12 protein-coding genes are annotated in these 13,440 nt (G+C 62.8%); 1 reads left to right on the top strand and 11 read right to left on the bottom strand.

What is annotated here, in order from left to right; translation table 11 throughout:
• Positions 1 to 628: 628 nt before the first annotated feature.
• On the bottom strand, positions 629 to 1,483 hold the full coding sequence (gene purU, locus ACJJV2_RS05155) for a formyltetrahydrofolate deformylase (RefSeq protein ID WP_054556293.1): 855 nt from the start codon (positions 1,481 to 1,483) through the stop codon (positions 629 to 631).
• 414 nt (positions 1,484 to 1,897) lie between these two features.
• Between purU and ACJJV2_RS05150 the strand changes: the two genes are divergently transcribed.
• Positions 1,898 to 3,478 (top strand): ribonuclease J, encoded by a 1,581-nt coding sequence (locus ACJJV2_RS05150; RefSeq protein ID WP_043336797.1) that lies wholly within the window; start codon positions 1,898 to 1,900, stop codon positions 3,476 to 3,478.
• Positions 3,479 to 3,687: 209 nt separating this feature from the next.
• Here the strand turns inward: ACJJV2_RS05150 and ACJJV2_RS05145 are convergent, their stop codons facing one another.
• From ACJJV2_RS05145 to ACJJV2_RS05100, 10 genes are all read right to left on the bottom strand, one after another.
• Positions 3,688 to 3,972 carry a hypothetical protein gene (locus ACJJV2_RS05145; protein WP_043336782.1) on the bottom strand — a complete coding sequence of 95 codons (285 nt, stop codon included), beginning with the start codon at positions 3,970 to 3,972 and terminating at the stop codon, positions 3,688 to 3,690.
• Positions 3,973 to 4,212: 240 nt separating this feature from the next.
• Positions 4,213 to 5,202 carry a GTP 3',8-cyclase MoaA gene (moaA, locus tag ACJJV2_RS05140; RefSeq protein ID WP_054556294.1) on the bottom strand — a complete coding sequence of 330 codons (990 nt, stop codon included), beginning with the start codon at positions 5,200 to 5,202 and terminating at the stop codon, positions 4,213 to 4,215.
• Positions 5,199 to 5,819: a molybdenum cofactor biosynthesis protein MoaE gene (locus ACJJV2_RS05135; RefSeq protein ID WP_405278714.1), complete on the bottom strand. Its 621-nt coding sequence runs from the start codon at positions 5,817 to 5,819 to the stop codon at positions 5,199 to 5,201. The genes moaA and ACJJV2_RS05135 overlap by 4 nt, the downstream gene beginning before the upstream one ends.
• Before the next feature lies 1 nt (position 5,820).
• Positions 5,821 to 6,696, bottom strand: coding sequence for a cyclic pyranopterin monophosphate synthase MoaC (gene moaC / locus ACJJV2_RS05130; protein ID WP_405278712.1), 876 nt, complete (start codon positions 6,694 to 6,696; stop codon positions 5,821 to 5,823).
• 163 nt (positions 6,697 to 6,859) lie between these two features.
• Positions 6,860 to 8,317, bottom strand: a complete 1,458-nt coding sequence (gene glp, locus ACJJV2_RS05125) for a gephyrin-like molybdotransferase Glp (RefSeq protein ID WP_405278710.1) — start codon at positions 8,315 to 8,317, stop codon at positions 6,860 to 6,862.
• Positions 8,314 to 8,913 (bottom strand): molybdopterin-guanine dinucleotide biosynthesis protein B, encoded by a 600-nt coding sequence (gene mobB, locus ACJJV2_RS05120; RefSeq protein ID WP_405280678.1) that lies wholly within the window; start codon positions 8,911 to 8,913, stop codon positions 8,314 to 8,316. The genes glp and mobB overlap by 4 nt, the downstream gene beginning before the upstream one ends.
• Before the next feature lie 517 nt (positions 8,914 to 9,430).
• The gene (gene mobA, locus ACJJV2_RS05115; RefSeq protein ID WP_052384886.1) at positions 9,431 to 10,147 is read right to left on the bottom strand and encodes a molybdenum cofactor guanylyltransferase; all 717 of its coding nucleotides are present in this window, start codon (positions 10,145 to 10,147) and stop codon (positions 9,431 to 9,433) included.
• 153 nt (positions 10,148 to 10,300) lie between these two features.
• Positions 10,301 to 11,113: an ATP-binding cassette domain-containing protein gene (locus ACJJV2_RS05110; protein ID WP_405278708.1), complete on the bottom strand. Its 813-nt coding sequence runs from the start codon at positions 11,111 to 11,113 to the stop codon at positions 10,301 to 10,303.
• 120 nt (positions 11,114 to 11,233) lie between these two features.
• The gene (locus ACJJV2_RS05105; protein WP_199852303.1) at positions 11,234 to 11,908 is read right to left on the bottom strand and encodes an ABC transporter permease; all 675 of its coding nucleotides are present in this window, start codon (positions 11,906 to 11,908) and stop codon (positions 11,234 to 11,236) included.
• Positions 11,909 to 11,934: 26 nt separating this feature from the next.
• Positions 11,935 to 12,858, bottom strand: coding sequence for a substrate-binding domain-containing protein (locus ACJJV2_RS05100; protein WP_303593687.1), 924 nt, complete (start codon positions 12,856 to 12,858; stop codon positions 11,935 to 11,937).
• Positions 12,859 to 13,440 lie beyond the last annotated feature (582 nt).

The following is a 13,440-nucleotide window of genomic DNA, read 5'->3' as shown; positions in this document are numbered from 1 at the left end:
TCGCTCCGTAAGCATCGCCAGCAGGTCCTGTGACTCGACTGCCCACTCTCCCTGTTCGATCTGCGAATGCCCACCACTTGAGTGCTCACTACTTGCAGCCGCAGGACGGCCAACAACGGCTATGTACATCAGAAAATCCCGTGAGGTCAGTCTTCGCCCCACCACGCGCGCCCATACTTCAGCATGAGGCATCACGGATGAAACACTGGTTCAGAATCAACCCCATGGGACTGACACCATGAAATGGAGTTCATGGCGGATTGCCAACATCGGCCTTTTGAGCAGTGGTTTCATACCCTCATGTCGTCAAATACACATCTATCTAATGACAAGGACTGAGAAAACTGACACAAAAGTTTGATGCAAATTGCATTTAACCTGATGGACTATTGAATCTCTCCTCGTTGAACCTCTCCCTCCGTCAAGCCCCCCCCCCCAATGCATGGCCTCCCAGTCATTCCCTTGGCATGCGCGTCCTGACGATACTGCTCTGCTCAACACACTCCCTGGCAACCAGATGGCCGTCAGGCATTTCCCGCAAACAACAAAGCCGGCACCTGAAACAGGTACCGGCTTCTTCGTCACGACCTCAGGTCGATGACAGACTCATGCGTTGAGCAAGCGAGGCTCAGGCGAAGACGATGGTCTTGTTGCCGTGGATCAGCACGCGATCCTGCAGGTGCCAACGCAGGCCGCGCGCCAGCACTTTCTGCTCGACATCACGGCCGATGCGCACCAGTTCCTCGGCGGTATGGCAGTGAGTGACGCGGTGGATGTCCTGCTCGATGATCGGGCCGGCATCCAGCTCTTCGGTCACGTAATGGCAAGTCGCCCCGATCAGCTTGACCCCACGCCCGAAGGCCTGGTGATACGGCTTGGCGCCCACGAAGGAAGGCAGGAAGCTGTGGTGGATGTTGATCAGGCGACCGGCATAGCGCTCACACAGGCTCGGCGGAATGATCTGCATGTAGCGCGCCAGCACGATGCAATCGGCTTGGGATTCTTCCACCAGACGCTCGACTTCGGCAAAGGCCGGCGCCTTGTCATTCTTGTCGACCGGCACGTGATGGAACGGAATGCCGTGCCATTCCACCAGCGAACGCATGTCATCGTGGTTGGAAATGACGCAGGGAATCTCGCAATCCAGATCACCGGACTGCCAGCGATGCAGCAGGTCCACCAGGCAATGGGAGTCCTTGGAGACCATCAGCACGACACGCTTCTTGGCAGCGGTGTCATGCACGCGCCACTGCATGCCGAACTCTTCACCGATCGGGGCGAAGCGCTTGCCGAGCTCAGCGGCACTCAGGCCGATGGTTTCGGGGTTGATCTCATAGCGCATGAAGAAACGACCGGCGCCAAGATCAGAATGCTGATTGGCTTCGGTGATCCACCCGCCCTGCTCGGCGATGAAAGTGGAAACTCGGGCAACAATTCCGACCTGATCAGGGCAGGACACCACCAGGCGATAGGCGTGAGACATCGTAAGTTCAACCATTGTGATAGCGGGAATGATGTTCAGCCGGCGAAGCGCCGGCCTGCGCGAGGAATCATGACACCGCCCGTAAGCAGCCCCTCGGCAAAGGTGGGCTATTGTAGCTGATCACGCGGCCTGAAACAGTGCTGCGCCCCGATTCTGTCCATATGGTCAATACGACATTGCGATCAGCGGCCATCACGCCGGCCCACCTCAAGGCGTCACGCGAACGGCCGGGCCGCCCTCGAATCGACTCGACCGGACAACAGCGCCATTTGTGGCGCTTCGCGGGATTCCCGTATAGTTGAGCCACATTTTATAGATGGCATGACATCCATGTTGAAACCCCGCGTTCAAGTCCGTCAGAGACAACGTCCGCCGCTGCACCTGCTACCGCTGGGTGGCTGCGGCGAGATCGGCATGAATCTGACGCTGTATGGTTATCAGGATCACTGGATTGCCGTGGATTGCGGCATGATGATTCGCCAGGACCTGCCGGAAGGTCCGCTGCAGGTGCCGGATATCGAGTCTCTGGCAAGCCTGGGCATCAGCCCGCAGATGCTGGTGATCACCCATGGCCACGAAGACCACATCGGGGCGGTCGCCTGGCTGTGGCCGAAATGGCGCTGCCCGATCATCGCCACGCCCTTGGCGGCTGGCCTGCTGCGCGCCAAGTTTGCCGAGCGCGAGCTGGAAACCTCCAGCCTGCAGATCATCGAGGTGGATGAAGGTTTTGAATCCGGCCCCTTCGCGCTGCGCCTGTTGCCGCTGACCCACTCCATTCCGGAAAGCTGCTCGTTGCTGATCGTCACGCCGGAATATCGCGTGATGCATACCGGCGACTGGAAGCTGGACCCGGAGCCGCTGATCGGCGAGCCCACTGATCCAGAGCGCTATCAGGCACTGGCACCGGTCGATCTGGTCGTCGGCGACTCCACCAATGCGCCGCTGGCGGGTCATTCGCGCAGTGAAGGCGAGGTAGCCCGTGCGCTGGAGAAGACGCTGGCCGGCTGCCGCGGACGCGTCGTCGTGACCTGCTTTGCCAGCAACCTGGCCCGCATCCTGGCACTGGGGCGCGCCGCCGCACGCAATGGTCGCCGCATCACGCTGCTGGGGCGCTCGATGGAGCGCATGGTGCGCGTCGCCCGCGGTCTCGGCTATCTGGAAGACTTCCCGCCGCTGGTACCGGTGAAGGACCTGGGCTACCTGCCCCCGGAAGAGGTCATGGTGATCGCCACCGGCAGTCAGGGCGAGCCACGCGCCGCGCTGTCACGCCTGGCCAATTCCCGCCATCCGGACTTCGAGCTGGCTGCCGGCGACACCGTGATCTTCTCTTCCAAGGCGATTCCCGGCAATGAGCTGGCCATCGGCAAGCTGCACAACGCCCTGACACGCCTCGGCGTCGGCATCATGGAAGAGAAGCAGTTCCCGGACCTGCACGCCTCCGGGCACCCGGCGCAGGAAGAATTGCGCACCTTCTATGGCTGGCTGAAACCGGTACGTCTGCTGCCGGTGCATGGCGAATATCGCCACCAGCTCGCTCACACCCAGGTGGCACAGTCCCTGGGCATCGAGGCACCGCTGATTCCCGTCAATGGTGACGTGATTCGCCTCGATGCTCAGGGGCTGTCGGTGGAGAAACGCCTGACACTGCACGAACGCATCATCGAGCATGACAAGGTGCGTCCGCTGGATTCCATGGACCGCCGTGCCCGCGCGCGTCTCGGCCGGCATGGCAGCGTCTCGCTGGCGTTGCCCGTCACGCTACAGGAGGCCGGCTGGGTTCGCATCGGCCGCTTGATGCTGGATATCAGCGGCACCTCAAGCCTGGATGAAGACAGCTTCGCCGAGTGGCTGGATGACACCCTGGCAGGCCTGGATGCCAGCAATGAACGTGAACTCAAGCAGCAACTCGATGGCCGCATCAATCGCTGGCTGCGCAACCACCTGCGCCATGAGCCGGTGCTCTTCCTGCATATCATGGCCATGAATCAGGAGTGAGTGTCGCGCCATCATTGAAGTGATGGCCGCCTTGAGCTCACTGCCCTGCACAAAGCAGCGCATGAAAAAGCCCGCCCGGGAAATACCGGGCGGGCTTTTCTGCTGCTGGGAGGCGCTCAGGGACTGGTGATGGGGAGATTGCCGACTTGCCGGCTGGCAATCTCGATCTCAAGCGCTTCAGCCACCTCCATGGCGTCAGGCCGAAGGTCTCAAACGGACTTGTTCTTCGGCGGACGGCCACGACGCTTGGGCTGATCACTGACCAGATCATCCACGGAAAGGCCAGCTTCGATCATCGCATCACGAATCTCGGCAAGCTTGCGCTCCTTGGCGATTTCTTCTTCGCGGCGCTGCTCGTCTTCTTCGGCTTTCTGCTCGATCACCTCATTGATGACCTCGGAGAGCTTGTGCAGTTGTTCCATGGACAGCTGACGCGCTGCTGCACGAGCAACATTCTTGTTACGAGCGATCTTTTCGAGAGAATCGGCTGTCATTTCGCTACCTCCACCATATGCACTGAGCTGGAATCCCTGCGAGTCATCGCATTGGATGTGATAATGCAGCAAAGTATAAGCGCTAAATATGAACTAACAAGCCTTGTCAAAAGCAAGGCAGTGTTTCCATAGGATAGACCAACAAAAACCCCGCTTGATAGCGGGGTTTTTGTGAGCGTCTGTGAGTTATCCGAGATGGCTCGATCAACATGAGCGCCACGACTGATGACGAAAAAGGACTCAGCCTCCCGTCATGTTCATGAAGCGAACGATCTGGACATCACCATCCGTCGTGAAGTGATGACGCTCGGGCTTGAGGTGCATGGCATCGATGATCGCAGCCTTGAGCGGCTCGATGTCACCCGGGTGGCGCCGCATGATGTCACGCAGATCAAGCGAGTGCTCATTACCAAGACACAGCAACAGACGCCCCTCTACCGTGACGCGAACGCGGTTGCAGGTCGAGCAGAAGTTATGACTGTGCGGTGAGATGAATCCCACCCGTGATTCGCTGTCCGCCATGCGGAAATAGCGCGCCGGCCCCAGACTGTCTTCAAGCGTGGGAATCAGCGGATAACGCGTCTCGATACGCGCCTGGACATCATCACTGGAGCAGAAGGTCTCGTCACGACCGTGATCCGAGACCTGGCCCAGCGGCATCTCCTCGATGAAGCTGATGTCCAACCCTTCCTCACGCGCGAATTCGACCAGCGACACCACTTCGTGATCATTGCGCCCTTTCAGCACCACTGCATTGAGCTTGATGCGGAAGCCTTCCTCGCGCGCAGCACGGATGCCGGCGATCACCTTGTTCAGGTCGCCGGTACGCGTCAGCGCCTTGAAGCGCTCCGGGTCCAGAGAATCAAGGCTTATATTCAGCCGTGACATGCCGGCGGCCTTCAACTGAGCGGCGTGCTTGGCAAGGCCCGCGCCGTTGGTGGTCATCGAGAAGTCCTTGAGCCCCTCGAGCGCGCCGATTTCATCGACCAGCTTGCCGATATCACGACGTACCAGCGGCTCCCCGCCGGTCAGGCGAATCTTCTCGACCCCCAATTCCACAAAGGCGCGCGCCAGCAACGCGATCTCTTCGAGGCTCAAGACCTCGTCGCGCGGCAGAAAGGTCATCTCTTCGCTCATGCAATAGACGCAGCGAAAGTCACAGCGGTCCGTCACTGACAGGCGAACATAGCGGATGCGACGACCGAAGTCATCGACCAGGGTTTCCATCATGACTCTCCCGAAAACTTGGGTGTTGCCAGCGCTGATTGTCTCTCTTCGCTGCTGGCCTCGGCCAATGAGTCATCAGCCTTGTGTTGCTCGGCAAAGGGGGATACCGCTTCACCCTCTGCCGTCACCACGGACTCTGGATGCCAGCGCTCGAGTGCCTCGCGATCGCTCGAGCGTTCCCGCACCCAATAATCTCCCGTGGCGGTGTGCTCCTTTTTCCAGAAAGGCGCCCGCGACTTGAGGTGGTCCATCAGGAAGTCACAGCCGGCAAAGGCCGCCTGACGATGCGCACTGGCGACCAGCACCAGCACGATATTGTCGCCGGGCTCGAGCCGCCCGACACGGTGAATGATGCGCACCCCGGTGAGCGGGAAGCGCTCGCGCGCCTCTGTGATCAAGCGTTCGAGGCTGCGCTCCGTCATGCCGGGATAGTGTTCCAGCGTCAGCGCGACGACATCCGGTCGCTGATTGAAATCACGCACCAGCCCCGTGAAGGACACCACGGCTCCGATGTCGCCGCGCCCACGCGTCAAAATGTCCTGCTCGACACGCAGATCAAAATCGCTGGCCTGAATGCTGACCGAAAAGGCCTGCGAGGCTTCGTTTGCGACCTGGGTCATGTCAGCCCCCCGTCACCGGTGGGAAGAAGGCGACTTCATCACCGGCATTCAGTGGGTGGTCATCGCGCACCATGTCCTGATTGACAGCGCACAGCACGCGAGTGTCATTGAGCGCTTCAAGCTGAGGGTCACGCAGCGCCAGGGTGCGCTTCAGGCCCCCGACCGTCGCTTGTGACAGCGTCGTCAGATTCAGCGCCAGACTGTCGAGGTCCAGGCGTTCCCGCAGTTCCGCCAGGAAGAGGACCCGCACGGTGGCATCACCGCGTGCCGCCGGAGTGGCCTGTCCCGCTGTCGCTGTCGCTGGCGCTTCGATGGGCTCAGCTGTCGCAGCACGGCTTGGTTCGGTCCGGCTTGGTTCAGTCCGGCTTGGCTCAGCCGACGTCTGCTCGACAGCGGCGGCTTCGTCCGGGCGCTGCCAGTCACCACTCTTGCCGCCGGTCTTGGTCTCGAGCTGGATATCGCCGATCACGATACCCTTGTCGACCGCCTTGCACATGTCATAGAGCGTCAATGCCGCTACCGAGGCCGCCGTCAGCGCCTCCATCTCGACACCGGTACGCCCATTGAGGCGGCACAGCACCTGAATTTCCACGCAGCTGTTGGCGCTGTCCAGCGTGAACTCGACCGTCACCTTGGAGAGCATCAAGGCATGACAGAGCGGAATCAGCTCATGAGTGCGCTTGGCCGCTTGGATACCGGCAATACGCGCCGTCGCCAGCACATCCCCTTTGGGCAGGCCACCTTCGGCGAGCAGAGCGAGCGTGGCAGGCAGCATGCTGACGCGTGCGCTGGCTCGCGCCTCGCGGCGGGTTTCCTGCTTGTCCGCAACATCCACCATATGGGCTTCGCCGCGTGCGTTGAGATGAGTAAGGCTCATGAGCTGTCTCGTATCCGTATCGGGTGCGCCTGACTGGCGGCAATCTCAGAAATACCAATGCCTGAAGAAGCAGGCAGGCAAGCCCTGATGAACAGGACTGGCCAAGAAATTAGCAGACTATCTTTTCATGAATCAGCAGGCATGACCACTGCGCGGGGATCGCCTAGACGATGCCGCGACTGCCCAGCCACTGCACCATGACCGGCTCGCCGGCGTGAAGCGTGGCACAGCCGGCGGGAATCTCGATCAGGCATTCGGCCAGCAACATCGAGGTCAGAATACCCGAGCCCTGCCGCCCCGTGGTCATCACCACCTGACGCCCCTGGTCATCCAGCACGATCTGGCCGCGATGATAGTCGACACGCTCGGCACGTGAGCGCAGCGTCTCGCCGGCGATCAGCTGCAGGCGCGGGGCTTGCCACTGCGCCAGTGTCGTCGCGGAGGCGCTCGCCTCATCCTTCGCCTCAACCCTCGCCAACCGCTGCTGGCCCGACAACAGGCGCAGCGCCGGCAGCACGAACTGCAGGAAGGTGACCATGGTCGCCACCGGATTGCCCGGCAAGCCGAAGAACGGCACCTGGCCAGATGACGACGCGGCGTCGGCGGGAGTGGCACGCAACATGCCGAACGCCAGCGGGCGCCCCGGTCGCATGGCGATGCGCCACAGTGCGAGCTCACCACAGGCAGCGAGGGCGCTGCGCACATGATCGGCCTCACCCACCGACACGCCGCCGGAGGTGATGACCATGTCGGCACGCGTCGCGGCATCACGCAGGGCAGCAGTCACGCTCGCCTCGTCATCGCTCAGGATGCCAAGATCCAGTACCTCGATGCCCTGGTCGCGCAGCAGCGCCACGAGGCTGAAGCGATTGGCGTCATAGATGCCGCCGGCCGGCAGTGTCTCGCCGGGGGCCGTGACCTCGTCACCGGTGGAGAAGATCGCCACCGTCAGCGGCCGATAGACGGCGATCTCTGCGAGTCCGAGCGACGCCAGCACACCCACGGCGGCAGGCGTCAGCCACTGGCCCGGCGCCATCACCTGGCTACCGCGCGCGATGTCCTCTCCGGCCTGACGCACATTCTGGCCACGGCGAATGCTGGTCACGCCCTCGATCACCACCCGCTCGCCTGCTTCGCCCTCAATCAAGCCCTCACCCAGCCCTTCGCCCTCGCCCTGCGCGGAGCGATACTCGAGCTGCTCCTGCATGATGACGGTGTCGGCGCCTGCGGGCAGGGCCGCGCCGGTCGTGATGCGCATGGCTTCCCCCGCGGCGAGCGCCCGGCCCGTCCAGGGATGGCCCGCCAGCGAGCTGCCGATCACGCTCAGCTCGCAGTGATCGCTCAATTCGCCGCGATCGCTCAGGGGCTCGCCGCTCGCCGCCTCTGGCAATGAAGCCCGCGCCAGCGCGATGCCATCCATCGCCGCGTTGGTCTGCGCCGGGACATCCAGCGGCGAGATGACCGTCTCGGCGAGCACACGCCCGGGCGCCTGCGCCAGGGCGACACGCTCGCTGCGTGGCGTGCGCATCACGCCCGCCAGGCTCTCCCCCAGCACGCTCAAGGCCTCATCGACACTCAGCATGCGCTCGCCGAAACGCGGATCGAAACACGACAGACTCATGCGCCCACCTCGCCACGCGGCTTGCCGCCTTCCAGGCGCCAATGCACCGGCCAGGCGGCGATCCAGGCGGCCAGCGCCTGAGGATCGTCAAGATCCAGCCGCTTTAGGTCCTGCGGCACATCATCACGAGGCGGCAGCTGCGCCGCCGGTGTCGCCAGCGCATGGATCCAGGGGTCTTCTGGGGCACGCAGCGGCTTGCCCACGGCCTCGCGGTACAGCTCAAGCTTGGGCAGCGGCCACTGCTTGAAGCCCTCGACCAGAATCAGGTCCACCTCCAGCCCCTCGAGCTGCACCACCAGTTGCTCCAGATCGGCCTCCGCCTGGTCCGGCGTCTCCATCATCAGCGCAAAGCGCTTGGCGGACGCCACCAGCATCGGCACGGCACCCGCCGTTCGCAGACGATGGCTGTCCTTGCCCGGCGTATCGACATCGAAGGCATGATGCGCATGCTTGATCACGGCGACGCGGAGGCCGCGCGCTCTCAACTCGGGCAGCAGCTGCTCGAGCAACGTGGTCTTGCCGGTGCCGCTCCAGGCCGCGATGCCCAACAATGGACACGCTGACGCCGCCAGCCGTACCTGCCAGGCGGGCGACATCCCGACTTCATGAGAAATATCACCACGCGGCGTGGGAGCATCACTGCGGGGGGAGGAATGTTCAGCACTGACAGCGGTATCAGCACGCTGGTCAGTCGTGGAAGAAGACTCAGGCATGAAGGTTCTCTTGATGATTCCGGCGTAAGGCGGCCTGTCGACGGGCTCACCGCAGCGCTCCCGCGCCCGCAAAGGAAAAAGGTGACGATGACAATGCGGGCTGAGCGGATGCCATGAAGGTGAACACGCATGGCGCTCATTTCAATGGGGCAACGGCTCGATATGAGCAAGGGTTCAATGGGGGCAACGACGCAGAGTGGCAAGACAGCCGCCAGAACCGCCAGACACGACACTTTTGAGGTGCAACGCCAAGGCCATCAATACCGGGCAGGCAAAGACAATAACCCGCCAGACTCCTGAAGAGACGCCCCCGGCAATGACCACCTGCATCACAATGACACACTCTGGACGTGCAAGCGGGAACGGATGACACGCAGAAGACGTCAGGAAAGAAGCACGCTCAGCGCGAGCCGGCTTCCATCTCACGGCATTCTTCAAGGGTATTGAGGTTGGCGAAGTCCTGCTCGCTGCCCGCCTGCACCTTGAGCCAGACGTGCTGATCGAACCAGCGGTCGATCTTGCGCTCGCCAGCGGCCAGCGCCGCCTGCAGCGAGGGCAGCAGGCCACGGTGCATGAGACAGATCACCGGATGGTAACGGAACTCGTCTGCCGCCACGGCCAGCAGCGCAGGCCCGGCATCAACCGCGTGACCGCCTTCGACAGTGAAGCCTTCCAGATGATCGCCGTTGGCATGGTCGATCAGCGCCACACTCAGCGTCTCGACCAGTTCATTGGGCAGGTGCGGCACATCACAGGCCACCATCATCACCCAGGGCGTCCGCGCTGCCGCCAGCGCACTGGCCATGCCCATCAGGGGGCCGTGGTAACCCTGCTCGCTGTCTTCGACCAGCGGATGCCCATAGGCGGCATATTCGGCGTGAGAGCGGTTGGCATTGATCAGCAGCTCGCCCACCTGAGGGGTCAGGCGCGCCAGCACATGCGCCACCAGCGGCACCTCATTGAGCATGACCAGTCCCTTGTCGACGCCACCCATGCGCCGCGCCTGGCCACCGGCCAGCACCACCCCGGTGATATTGGCGGGCGTGAGCGAGGCCTTGAGCTGCTCGGCATCGCTCGGCAGTGGCGTGGCGTCAGAGGTGTGATTGGAGCTCGGCATGAAGGCGTATCCCGGTCGAGTGCGCAAAGGCGCAGGTAATGTCATGCAGCAGGGCTGCTGGCAGAGCATCCAGTGCAAGCGGCTGATGAACAAGGCTTTCTCAGCCCTGAAGCTTGAGGTGCTTGCACTGAAGGCTCAGCTCATGAAGACGACTCAGCCCGCTGTGGGCTCAGTGTGCAGGCTGGCAGCGCTCAGCGTCCAGCGCGCACTCGAGCCCTGACTCAAGGCATTGTCCTGATGCGAGGACAGGATCACCGCACACCCCTGCTGGCACATCTGCTCCAGTCGCAGCGCCAACTGCTCGACGGCGGCCTGATCCAGATTGGCGGCAGGCTCATCCAGCAACAGCACCGGCGGACGCGACAACCAGGCGCGCGCCAATGCCAGTCGCGCCCGCTCGCCACCCGACAATGAGCGGGCGGGCTGACGGGCCTGATCGCTCAGCCCGCTCCAGCGCAGCATCTCCTCGACCTGATCGCGCTGCTGGCCGGCAGAGCCGCTGTCGGGTTGCCAGCGAGCCGCCAGCACCAGATTGCCGGCCACGCTGGTGTCGAACAGATACGGCTGCTGGTGCAGGTAGCGCACCGGATGAGCGTCACGGGTCTGCCATTCAAGCTTGCCGCCAGTCGCTGGCTGCATGCCGGCCAGCACGCGCAACAGCGTGGTCTTGCCGCTGCCGTTGTCGCCCTTGAGGTGCACCCAGCCGGACGCCGGGGTCGGCGCCCAATCCAGCGCCGCCACATGCCATAACAGGCGCCCTTGCGCCTCGGCGCCCTCGCCAGATGCCTGCGCCGCAGGCGGCAAGCGATATTCGAGGCCGCGCACACGCAACAGAGGGGCAACGCTTGCGGCGGCAGCGAGTGCCTGGGCAGCAGACGGCGAGGCTTGCGCGAAGCCAGTCCCCGCCACCGGGCAGGAGGGGTCGCCCGGGGGAACAGACGAGGACGAAGAACTAGGGGGGAACATCATGACTCCATACGACGATTCAGCCTGACGCGATCAGTGCTGGCGTGTGCTTGTCTCAACTGGCTGGCAGGCGGCTTGCAGACTGCGGGAGCAGAACGTGACTGGTGGCGAGGCCTGGGGTCACGCCTGCACCACCAGCTGACCACGACCACGCAACAGCCCCAGCATCAGATTGAGCGCCAGTGCCAACACCAGCAATACCATGCCCAGGGCGACCCCCTGGGCGTACTCGCCCTTGAGGGTTTCCAGCGCGATGGCCGTGGTGATATTGCGCGTGAAACCGGCAATGTTACCACCCACCATCATGGCGCAACCCACTTCAGCGATGATTCTACCAAACGCGGCCACCAACGCCGCCATCACGCCGAAACGGGCCTCCATCACCAGCCGCCACAGCGCCGCCCGGCGCGACGCCCCCAGCTGCAAGGCCGTCTCCCAGGCACGCTTGTCGACGCCCGCCAGCGCGGCATGCAGCATCACCACCAGAATCGGCAGGGCGAGCAGAATCTGCCCGATCACCATCGCCGGCTGGGTGAACAGCAGATGCCAGTCGCCCAGCGGGCCAGCGCGCGACAGCAGGATGAACAGCAGCAGCCCCACCACCACGGTGGGGACGGCCATCAGGGTATTGATCAGCGAGATCAGCAGCCAGCGCCCCGGGAAGGCACAGCGAACCAGCACGAAGGCGATCAACAGTGCCGGTGGCACCGCGATCAACATCGCCATCAACGAGACACGAAACGACACGCCGATGATCTCCCACAGCGCACCATCCATGCTCAGCAGGAGGCTCATGGCCTCCTGCGTGGTTTGCCACAAGCTCACGAACGCGGCTCAGCCTGTGCGCCCTGCGCCTTCACCGGCGTGCGCTCAGAGGCGCGGTCGGCTGTCTGGCGAGCATCGAAGCCGGTCTCGCCGTGGCTGGCATGAAACAGCGCCTTGCCCTTGAGACGGTAATCATCGATTGCCTGCTGCCCTTCGCTGGAGATCAGCCATTCGGCCAGCTCACGCGCACCACGGGTATTGAGCCCGTCATGATTGGCCGGGTTGACCAGAATCACCTGATAGGGATTGAAGAGGCGCGCATCGCCCTCGACCAGAATCTCAAGCTCGAGCTTGTCTTCCATCGCAAGCCAGGTGCCACGATCGCTCAAGGTGTAATCCTGCAGCTCACTGGCCATGCTCAGCACCTTGCCCATGCCCTGGCCGACGGCCTTGTAGCCGGAGAAGTCAGGGGTGACATCGGCACTCTGCCACAGGGCCAATTCCTTCTTGTGGGTGCCGGAGTCATCGCCGCGCGAGATGAAGCCGGCATTGGCGCCGGCGATCTTGCCCAGTGCCGCGTCCACATCCTGCATACCGTCAATGGCCGCCGGGTCCGCCTCGGGGCCAAGCAGCACGAAGTCGTTGTACATCACGCCATGCGGCTCGACACCGTAGCCGGCATCGACGAACTTGCGCTCGGCGCCCGGGGCGTGAGTCATCACCAGATCCACATCGCCATCCTGGCCCATGCGCAATGCCTTGCCGGTACCGACCGCGATGACCTGAATGGTGACATCGTGGGCCTCTTCATACTCCGGCAGCAGGTGATCGAGCAGGCCTGAATTGTAGGTACTGGTCGTGGTAGCCAGACGGATGATGTCGTCGGCTGCCTGGGCCGGCAGAATGCTCAGCGCACCGAATGACAGGCCTGCGAGGGTGGCCAGCAGGCGACGAGAAGACAAGGTATGGCGTTGCGGCATGGGTGGTGCTCCCTGAATATTTTTCTGGCGTGACGGTCTTGATGACATCAGCGTGAATGTGACTCTGCAAACGACATGCCGAAAGCGCTGTGGTGACGAAACGGACTATCCAATAAAGGCTTTCAAGGCTTTGCCAGACAGCGCTGATACATGGGCTGGCACGCAAGACAGCCGGCGATGATACCGGAATCCTCTCCAGCAGGCAGACTTGCCGGCTCCCGCCTGCTGTCGTCCCTATCGTCCCTGACGCCCCTCTCATCCCTGACTCCCCTGTCGCCCTGCTGACGTCGCTATATCGACTGGAGCGAATGGCGCTACCGGAATGGCACTGCGGGAATGGCCGAGAAAATACTGACAATAAGTCCAGGCATGACCACCACTGCCCCATGACGACCCGATTGACGAGTCATCGCCGGGCCTTGCGTAGCGCAACGGGACAGCCTGCCAACCCTGCCCGCCAGCGCCGCGTGCTGACAAGGCTGCAAGGCCCTGCCTGTGGCAAGCGTAAGCAGAAAGAGGCAGCAATGTGGCATCCAGCGCTAGATTACCAGTGAGCAGCACGCCACAATGCCCGCATGATAG

This window comes from Cobetia sp. Ld8, from assembly GCF_045066615.1.
Lineage (GTDB): Bacteria > Pseudomonadota > Gammaproteobacteria > Pseudomonadales > Halomonadaceae > Cobetia > Cobetia amphilecti.
Note: the sequence above shows the minus strand (reverse complement) of the source record. Positions and strands in the feature narration are given on the sequence as shown.

What these genes read in the sequence shown, in the direction of transcription:
- purU (WP_054556293.1), bottom strand. Translation starts at nt 1,483, where the DNA reads ATGTCTCACGCCTATCGCCTGGTGGTGTCCTGCCCTGATCAGGTCGGA.
- ACJJV2_RS05150 (WP_043336797.1), top strand. Translation starts at nt 1,898, where the DNA reads ATGAATCTGACGCTGTATGGTTATCAGGATCACTGGATTGCCGTGGAT.
- ACJJV2_RS05145 (WP_043336782.1), bottom strand. Translation starts at nt 3,972, where the DNA reads ATGACAGCCGATTCTCTCGAAAAGATCGCTCGTAACAAGAATGTTGCT.
- moaA (WP_054556294.1), bottom strand. Translation starts at nt 5,202, where the DNA reads ATGATGGAAACCCTGGTCGATGACTTCGGTCGTCGCATCCGCTATGTT.
- ACJJV2_RS05135 (WP_405278714.1), bottom strand. Translation starts at nt 5,819, where the DNA reads ATGACCCAGGTCGCAAACGAAGCCTCGCAGGCCTTTTCGGTCAGCATT.
- moaC (WP_405278712.1), bottom strand. Translation starts at nt 6,696, where the DNA reads ATGAGCCTTACTCATCTCAACGCACGCGGCGAAGCCCATATGGTGGAT.
- glp (WP_405278710.1), bottom strand. Translation starts at nt 8,317, where the DNA reads ATGAGTCTGTCGTGTTTCGATCCGCGTTTCGGCGAGCGCATGCTGAGT.
- mobB (WP_405280678.1), bottom strand. Translation starts at nt 8,913, where the DNA reads ATGTCGCCCGCCTGGCAGGTACGGCTGGCGGCGTCAGCGTGTCCATTG.
- mobA (WP_052384886.1), bottom strand. Translation starts at nt 10,147, where the DNA reads ATGCCGAGCTCCAATCACACCTCTGACGCCACGCCACTGCCGAGCGAT.
- ACJJV2_RS05110 (WP_405278708.1), bottom strand. Translation starts at nt 11,113, where the DNA reads ATGTTCCCCCCTAGTTCTTCGTCCTCGTCTGTTCCCCCGGGCGACCCC.
- ACJJV2_RS05105 (WP_199852303.1), bottom strand. Translation starts at nt 11,908, where the DNA reads ATGAGCCTCCTGCTGAGCATGGATGGTGCGCTGTGGGAGATCATCGGC.
- ACJJV2_RS05100 (WP_303593687.1), bottom strand. Translation starts at nt 12,858, where the DNA reads ATGCCGCAACGCCATACCTTGTCTTCTCGTCGCCTGCTGGCCACCCTC.